Genomic DNA, 17,355 nt, shown 5'->3' with positions numbered 1-17,355 from the left:
GGGATATTTGAATATAACGCCTTCATCTTGCCAGTTAAAAAAAACAGGTTTGGAACAAGACGAGGGGATAATTGCCTGGTTGCTGATTTCGGCGGCAAGGCTGCAGGGGCAGTTTGGGCGAGAATTATGGATGACTATGGTCATGTGTATGCGAACTACAGGGAGGTGCAGAGATATGATTTTGGAAACAGAGAGACTGCTTCTCCGTCCATGGGAGGAGAGAGACGCAGAGGATTTATACCGATATGCAAGCCATCCTGATGTGGGACCTATAGCTGGATGGCCTGTTCATACAAGTGTGGAAAACAGCCGGGAAATAATCCGGGAAGTTCTTTCCGCACCGGAGACTTATGCAGTGGTTTTGAAAGAAAACGGCCATCCGGTTGGAAGTATAGGGCTGATGATCGGTGAAACCAGTAATATAGGACTTCCGAAGACAGAAGGTGAGATTGGATACTGGATCGGTGTTCCTTATTGGGGAAGAGGCTTGATTCCAGAAGCTGTTCGGGAAATTTTGAGACATGGATTTGTAGATCTGAATCTGTCTAAAATATGGTGCGGATATTTTGATGGGAACCAAAAATCAAAACGAGTTCAGGAAAAATGCGGCTTTCATTATCATCATTCAAGTGAAAATGTTCCCTGCGCTATAGAGGGCCTTTTACGGACGGAACACATCACCTGCCAGACGAAAGAAGAATGGAGCAACATGAAAGAAGGAATAGAATACTGATGGACATTAATCACATGGAAACAATCAATATTTATGGAGATAATCGTTTTGCTGAACACACCAAAATCCGAGAAGCCTGCCGCGGTATCGTGGTGAAGGACGGAAATATTCTGTTGTCTTATATGGAAAACAGCGATCTGTGGATGATTCCGGGCGGTGGTGTTGAGGTCGGTGAAAGCTATGAGGACTGTTGCATTCGGGAATTGGCAGAGGAAACAGGGATTCTTGTAAAACCGCTATACTGTAGCCTGATCATTAATGAATATTATGAAGAGTATTTGTATTCCAGCCATTATTTTATCTGCGAAGCTGATGGTCATACGGAACGCTCACTTACTGAGCAGGAGGAACAAGAAGGTCTGGAGCCCAGATGGGTTCCGGTGGAAAAAGCCATTGAAATTTTCTCAAAGCATCAGGAATATGGGCATATGGAAATGAAACGTGGGATGTATTTTCGTGAATATAAGGCGTTGACAGCATGTTTACTTAATGAATGATGCTTGAATGAAGAATCAGCTTCGTGCTAAAAAATGAAAAACTGTAAAAACATGTATTTTTCGGGAATCGGAACTTGTCAAAGGACAGGGGGCGGTTTCCGATTTTTTATTGGTAAACAAAGCTCAAAGTCTCTGTTTTATATAGCTATCCGTTCCCATGATTCAGACCTGTTTCCTTATGGTTGATTTTATCAACCAAAATCAACTTCTAATCCATTGTTAATACGATTAATACAGGTATAATAATAGGCAAGGAAGGTGATAAATTTGAATGAACTAAATATAGCAAAAACACTTGTTTTAAAACGTAAGGAAAAAGGAATCACCCAGGAAGAGATTGCGGCTTATATCGGAGTATCAAAAGCATCGGTATCGAAATGGGAAACAGGACAAAGTTATCCTGATATTACGTTTCTCCCGCAGCTTGCTTCGTATTTTAATATTACGGTTGATGAGCTTATCAATTATCAGCCGCAGATGATGAAAGAAGACATACAAAAGCTGTATCTGCGGTTATCAAATGATTTTGCTCAAAAACCATTCGATCAAGTGATGGACGAAATTCGAGAAATCAGAAAAAAATACTTTTCATGTTTTCCTCTGCTTTTTCAAATCGGTGCATTGTTGCTGAATCACTATATGTTGGCAAAGGGAAGCCGGCAGCAGGAAATTCTCCGTGAAGCCATTGCACTGTTTTCACGAATAAAAACCGAAAGCGATGATTTAACATTGTGCAGGAAGAGCAATGTAATGGAAGCTACCTGCTATATCATTTTGGAAGAACCCGATAAGACCATTGAATTACTCGCAGACGCAAAAACGCCTGTGCTGAATGAAAATCATATTTTGTCAATGGGGTATTCTATGAGTGGTAAGCCGGATAAGGCTAAAGAGATCTTACAAATTGAGATATACCAAAATTTCTTAAACATCATGCAAAGTCTTACTACGCTTTTACAGCTTGAGATAGCAGATGCACAAGCCTCGAAAAATATCATTGACCGGATTAATTGTCTTTCTGAAACTTTTCATGCACCGGAGTTACATCCTGCCACAATGCTTTCTGCATATTTAAACGTGGCTGCGGTTTTGGTCTTGCAAAATGACACCGACAACGCACTGGCGGCATTACAACAGTATTGTGATTTAGCAGTGGGAATATCTTATCCAATATCACTTCACGGCGATCGTTTTTTTGACAGAATTGATGAGTGGCTGGCGGAGCTTGATTTAGGTGTTCATGCACCGCGGGATGATAAAACAGTCAGGCAAGGCATCATTGACGGTGTTGCGAAGAATCCGGTCTTTTCGGTACTGGCTGATCATGTAAAGTATCGGCATATTGTCGAAAAACTTACATCTGTGTTAGGAGGATAGCGTTATGGATGTTTTAGTAGAATATCTTCCTTTTTTGATTCCTTTGATCATAATTGAATGGATTCTTGCAATAACAGCACTGATACACGTTTTAAGACATCCACATTACAAGTTCGGCAATAAGCCTGTCTGGATTGTTGTTGTATTGTTTGTACAGATCATCGGGCCGATTGTCTATTTTGTTTTTGGCAGAGGTGAAGAATGAGTATTTTAGAAATTGAGACTCTCAGTAAAAAATTTGGCGGGCACAATGTTATCAATAACCTTAGCCTTTCCGTGCCTGAAAATACAATTTATGGATTTTTGGGACAAAACGGTGCGGGAAAAACAACAACAATGAAAATGATATTAGGTCTGCTGAAACCAACAAGCGGTAAAATATCGGTATGCGGAGAAGAGGTAACATACGGCGAAACCAAAACCAATCGTTATATTGGGTTCCTGCCCGATGTTCCTGAGTTTTACGGTTATATGAAACCCAAAGAATATCTGGCACTTTGCGGTGAGATTACAGGGCTGGATCGAAAAGCAGTAAAAGCAAAGTCAGAAGAGCTTCTGTCACTGGTAGGGCTTGAGAAAGCGAACAAGCGTATCGGGGGCTTTTCCCGTGGGATGAAGCAACGGCTTGGAATTGCACAGGCCCTGTTATCGGAACCGAAACTGTTGATCTGCGATGAACCGACTTCCGCACTTGACCCGATTGGACGAAAGGAAATTCTTGACATACTGCTCTCAGTTAAAGGAAAAACGACCGTTGTTTTTTCAACACATATCCTGTCTGATGTAGAACGGATCTGTGATCACGTTGCAGTTTTGAACAATGGCAGTTTAGTGTTAAATGGGACCCTTTCTCAGTTAAAACAAAACCATCGTCTTGACACACTGCAGATCGAATTCCGTTCGTCGGAAGATTTGCAACGTTTTGCTGGGAATGAATGTGTTGGTATGCTTTTTCAAAATGCGGAGTGTACAGATTGCACGGTGATATTGAGGTCAAAGAATATCGATGAGGCAGCAGGACAGATTTACGATGCTATTTATAAAACAAAAATCTATCCGGTAAAGGTCGAAATTTTAGAGCCTACGTTAGAAAATCTGTTTCTGGAGGTGGTGAAGTGAGAGCGTTCATTGCCATGGCGAAAAAAGAATTTCTTGAAAGTATAAGAACATATAAATTGCTTATTGTTGCTACAGTTTTTTTACTTTTCGGTATGCTGAATCCGATTACGGCAAAAATTATGCCGAAACTTCTTTCGTCGTTTATGCCGGAAGGAATGACGATTACTCCTGGTGAACCAGGTACCGTTGATTCGTGGATACAGTTTTATAAAAACATGTCAACACAGCTGATTCTTTTTGTCATTGTTTTTAGCGGTATCGTGTCAAATGAACTTACCAAAGGAACACTGATCAATATGTTGACCAAGGGGCTGCCGCGAAAAACGGTCATACTCTCAAAGTTTACAGCAATCATTTCCATATGGACAGTGAGCTATCTGATATGTTTTGTAATAACGTTGGTTTACACAATGTATTTACTGCCGGGAGAATTACCAAATATAATTTTTGCTGCATGTTGTATGTGGTTATTTGGCGTACTGGAAATCTCAATGATGCTTCTTGGAGGGGCTCTGTCTGGCAGTATTTATGGATCCCTTCTTTTAGCAGGCGGTTTTGCAGGGGTGCTTATGCTTGCGAATATTTTTCCGAAGCTTGAAGAGTACAATCCATACTTACTGTCAACAGGGTGTGTGTCTTTACTCACATCAGAGAGGGTTCCATCGGATTTCTATGTTTCTATCATTGTAACGCTTGCTTTCATTTTATTGATTATGATAAGCAGTATCTGTTCTTTTAACAAAAAACAGATATAGCAGCGATGCTGCATATGAGGAGGGACACAAGGCGTATTGGGCTTTGTGTCCCTCCTGCTCTTTTATTATAAATCCACTCTTAATGTACGTTTTGGTTGCCTTTTGCATTAAAACATGACATGCTATTGTCATAGATCGTAGTTATACTGAATGCAAAGGAGATGATGGAAATGAAGATAGACCGACTGATTGGAATTTTATCCATCCTTCTTCAGAAGGATAAGGTGACTGCTCCTTATCTGGCAGAAAAGTTTGAGGTATCCAGACGGACGATCAACCGGGATATTGAGGATTTGTGCAAGGCCGGTATCCCGTTGGTAACGACCCAGGGTGTAAACGGTGGAATCTCCATTATGGAAGGATATAAAATAGACAGTACGCTGCTGACCTCCACCGATATGCAGGCGATTCTTGCAGGTCTTCGCAGTCTGGACAGTGTAAGTGGTACAAACCGGTATATGCAGCTGATGGAAAAGCTGTCTGCTGGTGCCTCTGATTTTATGCCGGGCGGACAGCATATTTTGATTGATCTTTCTTCCTGGAGCAAAACCGCTTTGTCACCAAAGATAGAACTGATTCATGGGGCAATTGAGTGCGAAAGGTGTGTCAGCTTCCATTATTATGCCCCGAAGGGAGAAAGTGAACGGCTCATTGAGCCCTATTATCTGATTTTTCGCTGGGCCAGCTGGTATGTCTGGGGATATTGTCGGGAAAGAAAAGATTACCGATTATTTAAACTGAACCGGATGACAGAACTGCAGATGGAGGAACCTTTTGAAAAACAGGCAGCACCACTGCCGGATCTGTCCAATGAAACAGTGTTTCCGCACACCTATTTGGTAAAAGCATTGATTGTACCGGAATATCGGTGGCGGTTGATAGAAGAATACGGACCTGGTTGTTTTACTCAGCAGGTAGATGGAAAACTGTTATTTTCTTTTGGATTTACCGATGAGGATGCGATCTTTGGCTGGATTTTATCTTTTCAAGGCGGTGCAGAGCTTTTGGAGCCGGCGTTTCTTCGGAAAAAATTGAGTTCCTTTGGACAAGAACTGCAAAAACAATATGCAGATTCATGACAAACAGTTGTCCTGTTTGGTTTGATAGAATGAAAATACCAAACGGAAAGGAGCATTTAACATGAATTATGAAATCGTAAATTTACAAGAAAAAGTGGTGGTAGGAATTGTTGCCCGTACCAATAATCATGCACCCGATGTGGGAGCGGTGATCGGAGATCTATGGCGTCAGTTTTACACAGATGGAATCTATGAGAGGATACAGGATAAGACGGATGGAAAAGCCATTGGGCTTTATACGGACTATGCCGGAGATGCAGATGACGACTATACGATAATGGTTTGTTATGCAGTAGAACATCAGCCGGAACATCCCCGGTATGAGACTCGCAGAATTCCAGCAGGACCGTATGCGAAATTTGTGATCCAATGCGATATGCGTACATCGTCTGAAGAGATTTCAAAAGCCTGGCAGGAAATCTGGAAAATGGATCTCCCGAGAGCATATCTCTGTGATTTTGAAGAGTATCAAAATGACGATATGGAACATGCAGAAATTCATTTCTACATCGGATTAAAGAATGCGCTTCCGGAACAGAAACCAAAGAGAGGGAGGAAAAAAGAATGACGGCGTTTGATTATAAAAAAGAGTATAAGGAATTTTATCTTCCGCCCAGGAAACCACAGATTGTGGAAGTTCCTGAGATGAACTTCCTGGCGGTGAGAGGAATGGGGGATCCGAATGAAGAAGAAGGAGATTATAAGGCGGCAATCGGATTGCTGTATAGTATTGCTTACACCATCAAAATGAGTAAGATGGGCAAACACAGGATAGAAGGATACTTTGATTATGTGGTCCCGCCACTGGAGGGATTCTGGTGGCAGGACGGAGTGCAAGGTGTTGATTACACACGGAAAGATCAATTTCAGTGGATTTCTCTTATCCGCCTTCCGGAGTTCGTTACCAGGGAGGAGTTTGATTGGGCCATACAAGAAGCAAGTGTGAAAAAGCAGATGGATTTTTCAAAAGTGGAATTTTTTACTTACCATGAGGGGTTATGCGTCCAGTGTATGCATATCGGTCCGTATGATAATGAGCCGGTGACGGTCCGGGAGATGGAGCGGTATGCCAAAGAACAAGGCTATGAACTGGATTTTTCCGATCAAAGATATCACCATGAGATTTATCTCAGTGATGTGCGTAAGTGTAAGCCGGAAAACTTAAAAACGGTTATCCGACAGCCGATTAAATAAGGTGAAAAGAAAAAGCACTGTACCCATAAGGAAGTAGTTCTATTTATGCAGGGCGGCATGGCCGAAAGGCTGTGCGGTTCTGCATTTTTCTGCTTGTCAAAGATTCTTTGCGCGAGTATTTTAGGTGTGTAAAGGTAAGTTGCTGGCTTTTTTTGAACCATGAGCTCGATAATGAATCCAGAAGGAGGTAACAAAAATGAACATCGGTGCAAAGATTATCGAAATAAGAAAACAGAGAAATATGACACAGGAAGATTTTGCAAAAATATTCCATGTAACAAGACAAACGGTTTCTAATTGGGAAAATGAAAAAAGTTATCCTGATTTACAAACGCTTGTTCAAATCAGCAATGAATTTGATGTGTCACTGGACACGATGTTAAAGGAGGATATGCTCATGGTAAAAAGAATTGATCACTTTAAGATTTACAAAAAAGCCTTTATAGGTTTAATAACGTGCATTTTAACTGTCGGAGTTTTTGCCGGTATCTATATAGGTGTATGTAAAATTCAACACAATCGTATGTATGACAAAGTGGAGAATGCCGGTTTTACAAAAGAATTGAATGAAGATTTTATCGAAAGGTATCAGGGATATTATGCCTTAACAGAGAATGATGTTGATTATCTCGTAGAACCGAAAAGCATCGGCGAATATGAATTAGACACTGATAATTTCGTACTGACTGCCCGCAAAGGTGACAGGGATATTACAATAAATATCGATGAGAATAAAAACATATATTTGGCTTTATATCCGGGAGAGGTCGAAATAGACGAAAATGGTAATGTGATGAATCCATCGAAAAAGTTAACCGATGTGCAAAAAGAACATATGGAAAATTTATTGAACAATCGAAAAGAAGAAATCCTCCCAATTATTAACAGAGCATTGGAATTGTGGGATTCTATCAATTAATAGAAATCCTGTTATTGAAGGGGCAGATAGAAAATAGATGAGAGATTCTCTGCAATCTATGCTATAATTGAAAAAACTGCTGAAAAGGAACTGCAACATGAATCAATACAAACTGTTAATAATAGAAGATGATACGGATTTAAGAGAAGGCTTATCCTTCTCTTTTTCCGGTGATGGATATGATATTACAGAAGTGGGAACCAAAAGGGAAGGATTGAGAGAAATAGAGAAGGGAGAGTACGATATTGTCCTTTTGGACTGCAATCTTCCGGACGGAACAGGGTTTGAACTTTGCAAAGAGGTGCGGAGCTACAGCAATGTTCCGATTATTATGCTGACTGCCCGTGATACCGAGCTGGATGAGATTCAGGCGTTGGAACTGGGAGTCAATGACTACTTGTCCAAGCCATTTTCACTTGGCGTATTAAAGGCGAGAATGAAGCGGATTTTACAGGAAAAAGTGGAAACTGCAAAGATTGTCACCGGATCATTAAGCATCGATCAGAGCAGCTGCAAAGTGTGGAAACGGGGAGAGGAAATTCCGCTTAGTAAATTAGAATATCGTTTACTTTTATACCTGATCGAGAATAAGAACCATATTCTTTCTAAAGATCAGATTTTAGAGAAAATATGGGACAGTAATGGGAAATATGTAGATAACAATACGTTGTCTGTCAACATCAGCAGGCTTCGTACGAAAATAGAAGATGATGCATCCAATCCTGTGCATATCAAAACGGTGCATGGAATCGGATACATCTGGAAGGAATAAAACGATGTGGATTATGATTATCTTAGCCGTGCTTTTGGTTTTATCCGTCTGCTGCGGCATTTATCAGAAAAGAAAAACATACCGCATGATTGACCGCCTGCTGGACAGAGTATTAAATCAGGAAATGATTGTATATTCTGATGTCGAGGAAGGAGAATATTCGGCCCTGATCAGCAAGATCAAGCAGATTCAGGAAGTGCTTGGTAATCATGCACAAAGTGCAGAGCGGGAAAAGGAGCAGGTGAAAAGTCTGGTGTCCAATATGTCCCACCAGCTGAAAACCCCGCTTGCGAATCTTTCTCTTTATACGGAAATTCTGGAGACAGGTGAGCTGGCGCCGGAGAAGAAAGCGGAATTTGCGGATAAAATGCAGAGACAGATTGAAAAGCTGAACTGGATTGTAGAGTCTCTTTCGAAAATGGTGAAGCTGGAGCAAAATATTGATGAATTTGAAGTGCAAGATACGAAGATAAAGCAGACCATTCTGGATGCGGTGGATGCAGTCTATGCGAAACTGGAGAAAAAGGGAATCCGCCTTGAAATGGAAGAATTTGATGATAGACTGCTATATCACAATCGGAAGTGGACAGCCGAAGTCTTTGTGAATCTATTGGAAAATGCCGTAAAGTATACAGAACCAGGCGGAGCGATTCGGATTCAGGTTCGCCCGTATGAACTGTATACAGAAATTCAGATTGCAGATACGGGACGGGGCATCCGGCAGGAAGAACTGACAGATATTTTCAAACGGTTTTACAGAAGTCCGGAAGTGGAGAATATGGAAGGCTCCGGGATCGGCCTGTATCTGTCGAATCTGATTCTGGAAAAAGAGAAGGGTTACATCACAGCTGTTTCCGAGTATGGAAAAGGCAGCTGTTTTTCTGTGTTCTTACAAAACTGTAAGAACGAATCATCCGTTTTGTAACGAAATTGCAAGATCCTCCCTCTATACTGGAGGTATCAAGAAAAGGAGCGATGACGGATGAGTATTTTAGAATTACAGAATGTGGAAAAAATATACGGCGAAAAAGAAAATCAGGTCAAGGCATTACGAAATATCAATCTGCAGGTGGAAGAGGGCGAGTTTGTTGCTATCGTAGGCACGTCCGGCTCGGGCAAATCGACACTTCTCAATTTAATCGGTGCTTTGGACAATCCGACACGAGGAAAGATTTTCATCAAGAAAAGGGAAATCGGTTCTTTGTCGAGGAAAGAACTGACTATCTTCCGGAGAAGAAATATTGGTTTTGTCTTTCAGAATTACAGCTTGATGCCGGTGCTGAATGTATATGACAACGTGGCCCTGCCGGTCACCTTTGACAGGGGAAGGCATATCAACCGCAAGTACATGGAAGAACTGCTGCGGGAGCTTGGCATCTGGGAAAAGCGTAAGAAATATCCAAATGAACTGTCGGGCGGACAGCAGCAGAGAGTAGCCATTGCAAGGGCGCTTGTCAATAAACCGCAGCTTCTCCTTTGCGATGAACCGACAGGAAATCTGGATTCGGCGACAACGATTGAGGTCATGGGGTTATTAAAAACGAGCTGCAGAAAGTATAAGCAGACAATCCTGATGGTAACCCACAACGAAGCCATCGCCCAGACGTGTGACCGGGTGATCCACATTGAAGATGGATGTATTGTTACGGGAAAGAGAGACATCCCGGTAAAAGGCGGTGATGGCGTATGTTAAAACTGGCGTGGAAATACATGCGGTATTACAAAAGCCAGACACTGGCCATTTTTGTGAGCGTCTTATTAACAGCGTCACTGCTTTCTGGAATCAGTTCTCTGATTTACAGCAGCCAGAAAAGTGATTTGGCAAACAGGAAGACCATTTACGGTGACTGGCATTATTATGTTGAGACAGACAAAGAAACATATGTGTCTGTGCAGAGCGGCGACAAGGGAGACGGATATGATCTGGAACAATGTGGAAAGATGGAAATCCGCGATGTGGTTTCGGAAGAATTTTTAATCACGTTTATTCATGCGGACGAAACTTACCGCCAGATGGCACATAGAGAACTACTGGAGGGAACCTTCCCGGAAAAGGAAAATGAAATTGCGGCGGACGGATATGTACTCAGCAATCTTGGATTTTCCGGTAATCCTGGGGATTCTCTTCGGATTGGCGAGAAGGATTATGTGGTAACAGGGGTGCTCAAAAGTGAATGGGCGGCAAGCTCCAGTGAGATGGAAGTCTTTGTGAGTGATTCTTTTACGGGCCGGGGAAGTCAGACCTTCTTATATTTGAAATTCGATGAAGACAAGAAGCTGTACAGGCAGCTGGATGCGTTTTTACAGGAACACCGGATTTCCTCCGAGGCTGTTGTCGGGAACGATGAAGTCACACAGTATCTTGGCGGCGAGAAACCCCAGAGCTTTTATGATACCGTGAAATTCGGATTGACCAGCGAGGAAGGGAATTTTACCTATATTGTCCTGCAATTACAAAGCGATTACAATCTGGCTTACTATGGAATGATTCTGCTGCTGTGTCTGTTCAGCCTTTTTATTGTATACAGTGTATTTAATATTTCTGTGTCAAAGAGGACTTCCGAATATGCCATGCTGCAGACATTGGGAGTCAGTGAGCAGCAGATCGGTGGCACGTTGCTTCTGGAACTATGGATGCTGTTTCTCGTTGGATATCCCCTTGGATGCCTTTTAGGCAACGGGATGCTAAGCCTTGTGTATCAGAGATTCAGTGGAGTTTTTGGAGAACAGGTGTTATCTGTCGCAGACCAGACGCTGGCAGAAGGAAGCGGAGGGATTCAGTTTTATCTTTCCTGGGACGCCATGGTATTTGGATTTGTGTTCCTGCTGATTTCATTTGCGCTAATTGCGTTCCTTGTAGTCCGGTCCATGCGAAAACAGTCCTTGAAAGAAGGAATGAGCGGCGATCTTTCTTTTACAAAAAGAAGAAAAATCTATGCACTGCGTCATGTGAACATGGCAGGAGTGGTAGTAAGGAAATTTATGTTTGCGAACAGGAGGAAAGTGGTTGGGATTCTGTTGTCCCTGTCCATTGGCGGCTGTATTTTCTTATGTACCACTTATATGGTAGAGAATTTGAAAGTGCATGCGGAGCTTTCTCTGAAATCGGACGACGGACTTAGTTCGGAATACCGGATTGGTCTAAAGTCCAATTCACTGGAAGATACGATTCCGGAATCGGTGGCGGATCAAATAAAAAGTATGCCGGAAACAGATCAGGTCTACGCAACGAAGTATACGCTGGGAGAAATACAGCTTACAAAAGGTGAATTTCTGGCGGATGAGAGATGGAAAGACTTTTTTCAATATCAAAATGAGGAACCGTATTTTATTCAGAGGTATGCGGGGATCTGCAATCAGCAGGAGGATGGAACGTACCGGATCAAATATGATGTGTACGGTTATGATGATGCGATGATGGAACAGCTTCGTGACTATGTTCTGGAGGGAGAGATTCTTCCGGAAAGCATAAAAAAGGAAAACCAGGTGATTGTGACGGCCAATATGGATGGCCAGGGGAATTACTATTTTTACGGGAAAAAGCCGGGAGATACGATTACGCTGCGGGTTCCAAAGCCAGAGGCGTATACAGATGACCTGCTGAAATTTCAGAGCAAGGAAGAAAATTATATAGAAAAAGAATTTGTCATCGCGGCCATTGTAAGCAGACCGCTGGCTCAGGAACAGGATTTCTTGAATACGGAAGTCTGGGAAAATGCGCAAAGCATCATTATGACAAATGAACAGATGAAAGAAAATTTCGGAATCACGAATTACAGTTTTATCCATGCGTCACCGGCAGAAGGAGCAGAGACGGCAAGCGTAAGTAATCAGTTACTGCAGACGATTCGTGATGTTCCAAAAGCAGTATTGCAGGACTATACTTCCGCGATTGAGACACAGAGGAATTATCTGAACCAGCAGCAGATTTTCTTCTCCAGCATTGCAGTGATTCTGTTCATCATTAGCCTGTTCCACATTATGAACAGTATGAACCACACCATTCTCGCAAGGAGAAAGGAATACGGAATCATGCGTGCCATGGGGATTACGGACAGTGGCTTTTACAAAATGATCCTGCAGACAGGTATTTTGTATGGATTACTGGCAGATGCATTGATCTTCGTATGTTATCATTACATTTTCCGTAGAGTCATGGATTACTACATGGCACATGTCGTACAGTTTTTACATGTAACCTCCACGGTCCCGAACATGGTTTTGGCCGGAATCATGGTGTTGAATGTGGTGCTTGCCATTGTGGCGGTGATGATTCCGGCACGGAAGATGATACGCGAAAATATTATCAGTGAGATCAGACGGTAAACCGCTCTTTTACCATTTCCAGCATCCGTTCTGCAATAGGAGTAAATACCTGATATTTTTTCCAGATCAGGTAGATACTGGTTTCGAGCTTCGGATTCAGCGGGCGAAAGACAAGTCCGCTGTCCGGATGGGTGTCAATGAGGTGGTCAAAGGTCAGGAGATACCCCAGTCCTTCCCGGACGAAAATGGAGCCATTGTAAGAAAGGCGGAAAGAGCCTTCCAGTTGCAGCTCATCCATACGGCTGCCGCACCATCTGGCAATATCATGGTTCCATCCCTGTTCCGAGCAGAACAGAGGGAGCCCGGCCAGATCATCGACTGTAACAGCGGATTTTCCAGCCAGCGGACATTCGGCAGGCATGACAAGACCCCACACATCCGGTTCGGGAAATTTTAGAAAATGATACCGGGCAGGATCGGGCCCCTGGGCCAGTACGGCAAAGTCAATAATTCCTTTGTCCAGTTTTTCTGTAACCTGCTCGGTATCACCGCTGGTAATATGATAATGAAGAGCGGGATAGGTTGTTTTCATGGTACGGATCACAGCGGCAAGATGCCGGATCTGATAGGATTCTGCAAGGCCCAGATAAATATCGCCGCCCAGAATATCGTCCAGAGTATGAAATTCTTCTGTGATTTTATCTGCCATTTTGACAAGATCTTCCGCACGTTTCCGCAGCAGAATCCCTTCTTCGGTGAGCTGAATGCTGAAACTGTGTCTCGTAAAAAGTTTCTTTCCAAGTTCCTCTTCCAGGGCTTTCAGCTGTTTGGAAAGAGTGGGCTGAGTGACGTGAAGCTGCTCGGCGGCCCGTGTCATATTTTCTTCCTGTGCAACAGCAAGAAAGTAGTTTAATGTTTTTAATTCCATTCCAATCTCTGCCTCCTGATATTCTAAAAAATTATATCACGATATAAATTATAACCATTAGCGACAGGGAAAACAAGAAGATATAATAAAGACAGAATGAAAGGATGGTAATGGACATGACTGATACTCAAAAGCTGAATTTAACGGAAGAATGGGATAAAATATTTCCGAAAAGTGAAAAGGTGAATCACCGGAAGGTGACATTCCACAACCGGTATGGGATTACCCTGGCAGCGGATCTATATGAGCCAAAAGAGAGTGAAGGAAAACTGCCGGCCATTGCGGTGTGCGGACCATTCGGAGCGGTGAAGGAGCAGGTAGCAGGACTCTATGCCCAGACTATGGCAGAGAGAGGGTTTCTTACGATTGCATTTGATCCTTCTTTTACCGGGGAAAGCGGGGGCGAACCGAGGTACATGGCCTCCCCGGATATCAATACGGAAGATTTTCAGGCAGCGGTTGATTTTCTCTCTGTACAGGATAACGTAGACCCGGAGAAAATCGGTATCATCGGCATCTGCGGATGGGGCGGCATGGCGCTGAACACGGCGGCACTGGATACCCGGATCAAAGCGACGGTGACGTCTACCATGTACGATATGTCCCGTGTCAATGCAAACGGATATTTTGACGCAGAGGATTCTGCAGATGCCAGATATGCAAAGAAAGAGGCGCTGAATGCACAACGGATCGTAGACTACAAAAACGGAAGCTACGCACTGGGCGGCGGCGTGGTGGATCCGCTCCCGGAAGATGCGCCGTTCTTCGTGGCAGATTATCACGATTATTATAAGACAGACCGCGGCTATCACAAACGCTCCTTAAATTCCAATGGAGGATGGAATGTCATCGGCTGTATGTCGTTTCTGAATCAGCCGATTCTGAAATACAGCAACGAAATCCGCAGCGCGGTGCTGATGATGCATGGGGAGAAGGCGCATTCCTGTTACTTCAGCCGTGATGCCTATGCTGCGATGGTCAAAGAGAATCCATATGCGGATAATAAGGAATTACTGATTATTCCGGATGCGGTGCATACCGATCTGTACGATGGAGGCGGAAAGGATGCGATTCCATTTGACAAAATGGAACAGTTTTTCCGGACTTATTTAAACTGTAAATAGATGGACAGGAATGCTGACAGAAAAACGAATTTATAAATAAAAACGAAAGCCAGTATGGTAAAGTTGCTTTCTGGAAGACAGAATGTTATACTAAAGAAAACACTTTAATAAAGTATGGGTGATATAACATGGAAAGAAAGCAGACAACAAATATGGAGGTAAAGAAAGCAAACAGAAATCGTGTTTTCAGGTATATCTGTAAGCGTGGAACTGCCTCTAATCCGGAAATCTCGTATGATATGAAGATGAGTCTTCCTACTGTGACGCAGATCACAAAAGAGTTGATTGAGAAGGGCTTCATTGAAGAAACCGGAGAACTGCAGTCTACTGGAGGAAGACGTGCGAAGGCACTCTCAACTGTGATAAATGTAAGGCAGGCTGTAGGATTAGATATTACGAAAAACCATATTAGCTTTGTGCTTACGAATCTTACCGGTGAGATTTTAAAGCATGTGCGTATTTATCTTCCGTATGCCCATGAGCCGACTTATTATCATAAGGTGAAAGAGGAACTGGAATGTTTTCTGGATGAAAGCAATGCTGACCGTAAAAGAATTTTGGGTATAGGAATTTCTTTTCCTGGAATCATTGATTTGGATAGACAGTTAATTACGTATTCGCATATCCTTGGGGTAGAAATGATACCTTTTGATTCCATAAGCAGTTTTTTTGATTATCCCTGTTGTTTTGTGAATGATGCGAATGCGGGAGCTTATGCGGAAGGAATTTGTTCAGATGAACGAGAGCGTTTTTTCTACTTGTCTTTAAGTAATACAGTTGGAGGGGCAATTTTTGATAATAATGGGCTCGTACAGGGCAAGCATTTTCGCTGCGGAGAAGTCGGGCACATGACTGTGATTCCGGATGGAAAGATATGCTATTGCGGGAAAAAAGGATGCCTGGATGCGTATTGCAGTGCGGCAATTTTGTCAGATGCAGCAGGAGGAAAATTAGAAAAGTTCTTTGAGCTATTGGAGAAGAAAGATCCAAAGGTGGCAGATATATGGGATGTCTATACAGGCTATCTTGCTGTGGCATTAAATAATATCCGGATGCTCCTTGATTGTGATATTATTCTGGGAGGATATGTGGGAAGCTATATAGAGCCTTATTTACCGGATCTATGGAATAAAGTATCGGAACGGAATACATTTACAGAGGATCAACAATTTGTAAATAGCTGCAGATATAAGGTTGGGGCAGCGGCGCTAGGAGCAGCACTGGAAGTAATTGAAAATTTTGTAAAACAGATATAAACTGCACGCAGGTGCTTTTACAGGAGACTTCAGAAATGGAGTCTCTTTTTTTGATGCAGTTTTACTAAAACGTAAGATGTCTTTTTGAAGATAATGACGAAATAATACTTGATTGCCAGGAACTATTGACAAAAAGTGGAATAGGATATAAAGTAAAAAACATAATAAAACTATTTAATTAAGTATAAAATAAAGTAACATAAAAAGGAGGAAATAATAATGAAAGGAAAGATGAAAGTTGCTGTCATGCTGGGAATCGGAAAGATGGGATTTGAAGAGCGGGATATTCCAAATCCAAAAGATGACGAGGTATTGGTAAAACTGGAATATGTGGGTATCTGCGGAAGTGACCTGCATTATTATGAAACAGGGGCCATTGGAGACTATGTGGTAAATCCGCCTTTTGTGCTGGGTCATGAACCGGGAGGAACTGTTGTCGAAGTTGGTAAGAATGTAAAGCATTTAAAGGTTGGAGACAGAGTTGCTTTGGAACCAGGAAAAACCTGTGGACACTGTGAATTTTGTAAAACGGGACGTTACAATCTGTGCCCGGATGTGGTGTTCTTTGCAACACCTCCTGTAGACGGCGTATTTCAAGAATATGTTGCTCACGAAGCAGATCTGTGTTTCAAACTTCCAGATAATGTAAGTACGCTGGAAGGTGCTTTGATTGAGCCATTGGCAGTAGGGTTCCATGCAGCGATTCAGGGAGAGGCACACCTTGGACAGCAGGCTGTTGTCATGGGCGCAGGCTGTATCGGTCTTGTTTCAATGATGGCATTGAAAGCAAGAGGAGTGTCGGAAGTGTATGTGGTGGACATTATGGAGAAACGGCTTGAAAAAGCATTGGAACTGGGGGCGACGGAAGTTATTAATGGCGCAAAGGAAAATGTACTGGAACGGGTAAAGCAGCTGACAGATGGAGCTGGTGTAGATCTGGTAATTGAAACAGCGGGTACGGAAATTACAACAAGGCAGGCAATTCATATGGCAAAAAAAGGCTCCAATATTGTTCTTGTGGGATATAGCAAGAGTGGAGAGATGACACTTCCGATGAGTCTTGCACTGGACAAAGAACTGACCTTTAAGACCGTATTCCGTTACCGTCATATTTATCCAATGGCGATTGATGCGGTTGCAGCAGGAAAAGTAAATCTGAAGGGGATTGTAACGGATATATTTGGATTGGACGAAGCACAGAAAGCAATGGATTATAGTGTGAATAATAAAGCGGATATTGTGAAGGCTGTTATCCGTATTACAGAATAAGGAAACAAATTTTTTCAATTACCGGCCCGGATCAGGAAAAAGTAGAGCCAGCCAGTATTTGTAATTG

18 protein-coding genes and 1 pseudogene are annotated in these 17,355 nt (G+C 42.6%); 18 read left to right on the top strand and 1 reads right to left on the bottom strand.

What is annotated here, in order from left to right; genetic code table 11:
* Positions 1-42: 42 nt before the first annotated feature.
* The 15 genes and pseudogenes from B5G11_RS16725 to B5G11_RS08435 all read left to right on the top strand — a co-directional run.
* Positions 43-147 (top strand): annotated as a pseudogene (locus tag B5G11_RS16725) (N-acetyltransferase); the annotation flags it as partial.
* Positions 148-175: 28 nt separating this feature from the next.
* Positions 176-733, top strand: coding sequence for a GNAT family N-acetyltransferase (locus B5G11_RS08500; protein ID WP_087252832.1), 558 nt, complete (start codon positions 176-178; stop codon positions 731-733).
* Positions 733-1,230, top strand: coding sequence for an NUDIX domain-containing protein (locus B5G11_RS08495; protein WP_242958999.1), 498 nt, complete (start codon positions 733-735; stop codon positions 1,228-1,230). The genes B5G11_RS08500 and B5G11_RS08495 overlap by 1 nt, the downstream gene beginning before the upstream one ends.
* A gap of 267 nt (positions 1,231-1,497) precedes the next feature.
* Complete coding sequence (locus tag B5G11_RS08490) at positions 1,498-2,607, top strand: XRE family transcriptional regulator (RefSeq protein WP_087252831.1); 1,110 nt, start codon at positions 1,498-1,500, stop codon at positions 2,605-2,607.
* 4 nt (positions 2,608-2,611) lie between these two features.
* A complete protein-coding gene (locus B5G11_RS08485; protein ID WP_087252830.1) occupies positions 2,612-2,812 on the top strand; it encodes a PLD nuclease N-terminal domain-containing protein in 201 nt (66 codons plus the stop codon).
* Positions 2,809-3,726, top strand: coding sequence for an ABC transporter ATP-binding protein (locus tag B5G11_RS08480; RefSeq protein ID WP_087252829.1), 918 nt, complete (start codon positions 2,809-2,811; stop codon positions 3,724-3,726). The genes B5G11_RS08485 and B5G11_RS08480 overlap by 4 nt, the downstream gene beginning before the upstream one ends.
* Positions 3,727-3,740: 14 nt before the next feature.
* A complete protein-coding gene (locus B5G11_RS08475) occupies positions 3,741-4,481 on the top strand; it encodes an ABC transporter permease subunit (RefSeq protein ID WP_204229583.1) in 741 nt (246 codons plus the stop codon).
* A gap of 170 nt (positions 4,482-4,651) precedes the next feature.
* Positions 4,652-5,560 carry a YafY family protein gene (locus B5G11_RS08470; RefSeq protein WP_087252827.1) on the top strand — a complete coding sequence of 303 codons (909 nt, stop codon included), beginning with the start codon at positions 4,652-4,654 and terminating at the stop codon, positions 5,558-5,560.
* Between the two features lie 61 nt (positions 5,561-5,621).
* Positions 5,622-6,128 (top strand): GyrI-like domain-containing protein, encoded by a 507-nt coding sequence (locus B5G11_RS08465; protein WP_087168414.1) that lies wholly within the window; start codon positions 5,622-5,624, stop codon positions 6,126-6,128.
* Positions 6,125-6,754, top strand: coding sequence for a GyrI-like domain-containing protein (locus B5G11_RS08460; RefSeq protein ID WP_087168413.1), 630 nt, complete (start codon positions 6,125-6,127; stop codon positions 6,752-6,754). The genes B5G11_RS08465 and B5G11_RS08460 overlap by 4 nt, the downstream gene beginning before the upstream one ends.
* A 196-nt stretch (positions 6,755-6,950) precedes the next feature.
* Positions 6,951-7,673, top strand: a complete 723-nt coding sequence (locus tag B5G11_RS16720) for a helix-turn-helix transcriptional regulator (protein WP_242958997.1) — start codon at positions 6,951-6,953, stop codon at positions 7,671-7,673.
* Between the two features lie 97 nt (positions 7,674-7,770).
* Positions 7,771-8,445, top strand: a complete 675-nt coding sequence (locus B5G11_RS08450; protein WP_087168469.1) for a response regulator transcription factor — start codon at positions 7,771-7,773, stop codon at positions 8,443-8,445.
* Between the two features lie 13 nt (positions 8,446-8,458).
* Positions 8,459-9,370 carry a HAMP domain-containing sensor histidine kinase gene (locus B5G11_RS08445; protein ID WP_242958995.1) on the top strand — a complete coding sequence of 304 codons (912 nt, stop codon included), beginning with the start codon at positions 8,459-8,461 and terminating at the stop codon, positions 9,368-9,370.
* A gap of 57 nt (positions 9,371-9,427) precedes the next feature.
* Complete coding sequence (locus tag B5G11_RS08440) at positions 9,428-10,138, top strand: ABC transporter ATP-binding protein (RefSeq protein WP_087252825.1); 711 nt, start codon at positions 9,428-9,430, stop codon at positions 10,136-10,138.
* Positions 10,132-12,771 (top strand): FtsX-like permease family protein, encoded by a 2,640-nt coding sequence (locus B5G11_RS08435; RefSeq protein ID WP_087252824.1) that lies wholly within the window; start codon positions 10,132-10,134, stop codon positions 12,769-12,771. Before B5G11_RS08440 ends, B5G11_RS08435 begins: the two co-directional genes overlap by 7 nt.
* Here the strand turns inward: B5G11_RS08435 and B5G11_RS08430 are convergent.
* Positions 12,761-13,639, bottom strand: coding sequence for a LysR family transcriptional regulator (locus B5G11_RS08430; protein ID WP_087252823.1), 879 nt, complete (start codon positions 13,637-13,639; stop codon positions 12,761-12,763). The genes B5G11_RS08435 and B5G11_RS08430 overlap by 11 nt on opposite strands.
* A gap of 116 nt (positions 13,640-13,755) precedes the next feature.
* Here B5G11_RS08430 and B5G11_RS08425 point away from each other — a divergent pair, with 116 nt between their 5' ends.
* From B5G11_RS08425 to B5G11_RS08415, 3 genes are all read left to right on the top strand, one after another.
* Positions 13,756-14,763, top strand: coding sequence for an alpha/beta hydrolase (locus B5G11_RS08425; RefSeq protein ID WP_087252822.1), 1,008 nt, complete (start codon positions 13,756-13,758; stop codon positions 14,761-14,763).
* Positions 14,764-14,891: 128 nt separating this feature from the next.
* Positions 14,892-16,019, top strand: coding sequence for an ROK family transcriptional regulator (locus B5G11_RS08420; protein ID WP_087252821.1), 1,128 nt, complete (start codon positions 14,892-14,894; stop codon positions 16,017-16,019).
* A gap of 219 nt (positions 16,020-16,238) precedes the next feature.
* Entirely contained in the window at positions 16,239-17,288 is a 1,050-nt protein-coding gene (locus tag B5G11_RS08415; RefSeq protein WP_087252820.1) for an NAD(P)-dependent alcohol dehydrogenase, read from the top strand.
* The last annotated feature ends 67 nt before the right edge of the window (positions 17,289-17,355 follow it).

The sequence above is a fragment of the Drancourtella sp. An57 genome (assembly GCF_002161525.1).
Classification (GTDB): Bacteria; Bacillota; Clostridia; order Lachnospirales; family Lachnospiraceae; genus Sellimonas; species Sellimonas catena.
The sequence above is the reverse complement of the archived record's forward strand: the minus strand, read 5'-3'. Positions and strand labels throughout refer to the sequence as shown.

Coding starts and splice junctions, on each gene's coding strand:
- B5G11_RS08500 (WP_087252832.1), top strand. CDS start 176: ATGATTTTGGAAACAGAGAGACTGCTTCTCCGTCCATGGGAGGAGAGA.
- B5G11_RS08495 (WP_242958999.1), top strand. CDS start 733: ATGGACATTAATCACATGGAAACAATCAATATTTATGGAGATAATCGT.
- B5G11_RS08485 (WP_087252830.1), top strand. CDS start 2,612: ATGGATGTTTTAGTAGAATATCTTCCTTTTTTGATTCCTTTGATCATA.
- B5G11_RS08480 (WP_087252829.1), top strand. CDS start 2,809: ATGAGTATTTTAGAAATTGAGACTCTCAGTAAAAAATTTGGCGGGCAC.
- B5G11_RS08475 (WP_204229583.1), top strand. CDS start 3,741: ATGGCGAAAAAAGAATTTCTTGAAAGTATAAGAACATATAAATTGCTT.
- B5G11_RS08470 (WP_087252827.1), top strand. CDS start 4,652: ATGAAGATAGACCGACTGATTGGAATTTTATCCATCCTTCTTCAGAAG.
- B5G11_RS08465 (WP_087168414.1), top strand. CDS start 5,622: ATGAATTATGAAATCGTAAATTTACAAGAAAAAGTGGTGGTAGGAATT.
- B5G11_RS08460 (WP_087168413.1), top strand. CDS start 6,125: ATGACGGCGTTTGATTATAAAAAAGAGTATAAGGAATTTTATCTTCCG.
- B5G11_RS16720 (WP_242958997.1), top strand. CDS start 6,951: ATGAACATCGGTGCAAAGATTATCGAAATAAGAAAACAGAGAAATATG.
- B5G11_RS08450 (WP_087168469.1), top strand. CDS start 7,771: ATGAATCAATACAAACTGTTAATAATAGAAGATGATACGGATTTAAGA.
- B5G11_RS08445 (WP_242958995.1), top strand. CDS start 8,459: ATGATTATCTTAGCCGTGCTTTTGGTTTTATCCGTCTGCTGCGGCATT.
- B5G11_RS08440 (WP_087252825.1), top strand. CDS start 9,428: ATGAGTATTTTAGAATTACAGAATGTGGAAAAAATATACGGCGAAAAA.
- B5G11_RS08435 (WP_087252824.1), top strand. CDS start 10,132: ATGTTAAAACTGGCGTGGAAATACATGCGGTATTACAAAAGCCAGACA.
- B5G11_RS08430 (WP_087252823.1), bottom strand. CDS start 13,639: ATGGAATTAAAAACATTAAACTACTTTCTTGCTGTTGCACAGGAAGAA.
- B5G11_RS08425 (WP_087252822.1), top strand. CDS start 13,756: ATGACTGATACTCAAAAGCTGAATTTAACGGAAGAATGGGATAAAATA.
- B5G11_RS08420 (WP_087252821.1), top strand. CDS start 14,892: ATGGAAAGAAAGCAGACAACAAATATGGAGGTAAAGAAAGCAAACAGA.
- B5G11_RS08415 (WP_087252820.1), top strand. CDS start 16,239: ATGAAAGGAAAGATGAAAGTTGCTGTCATGCTGGGAATCGGAAAGATG.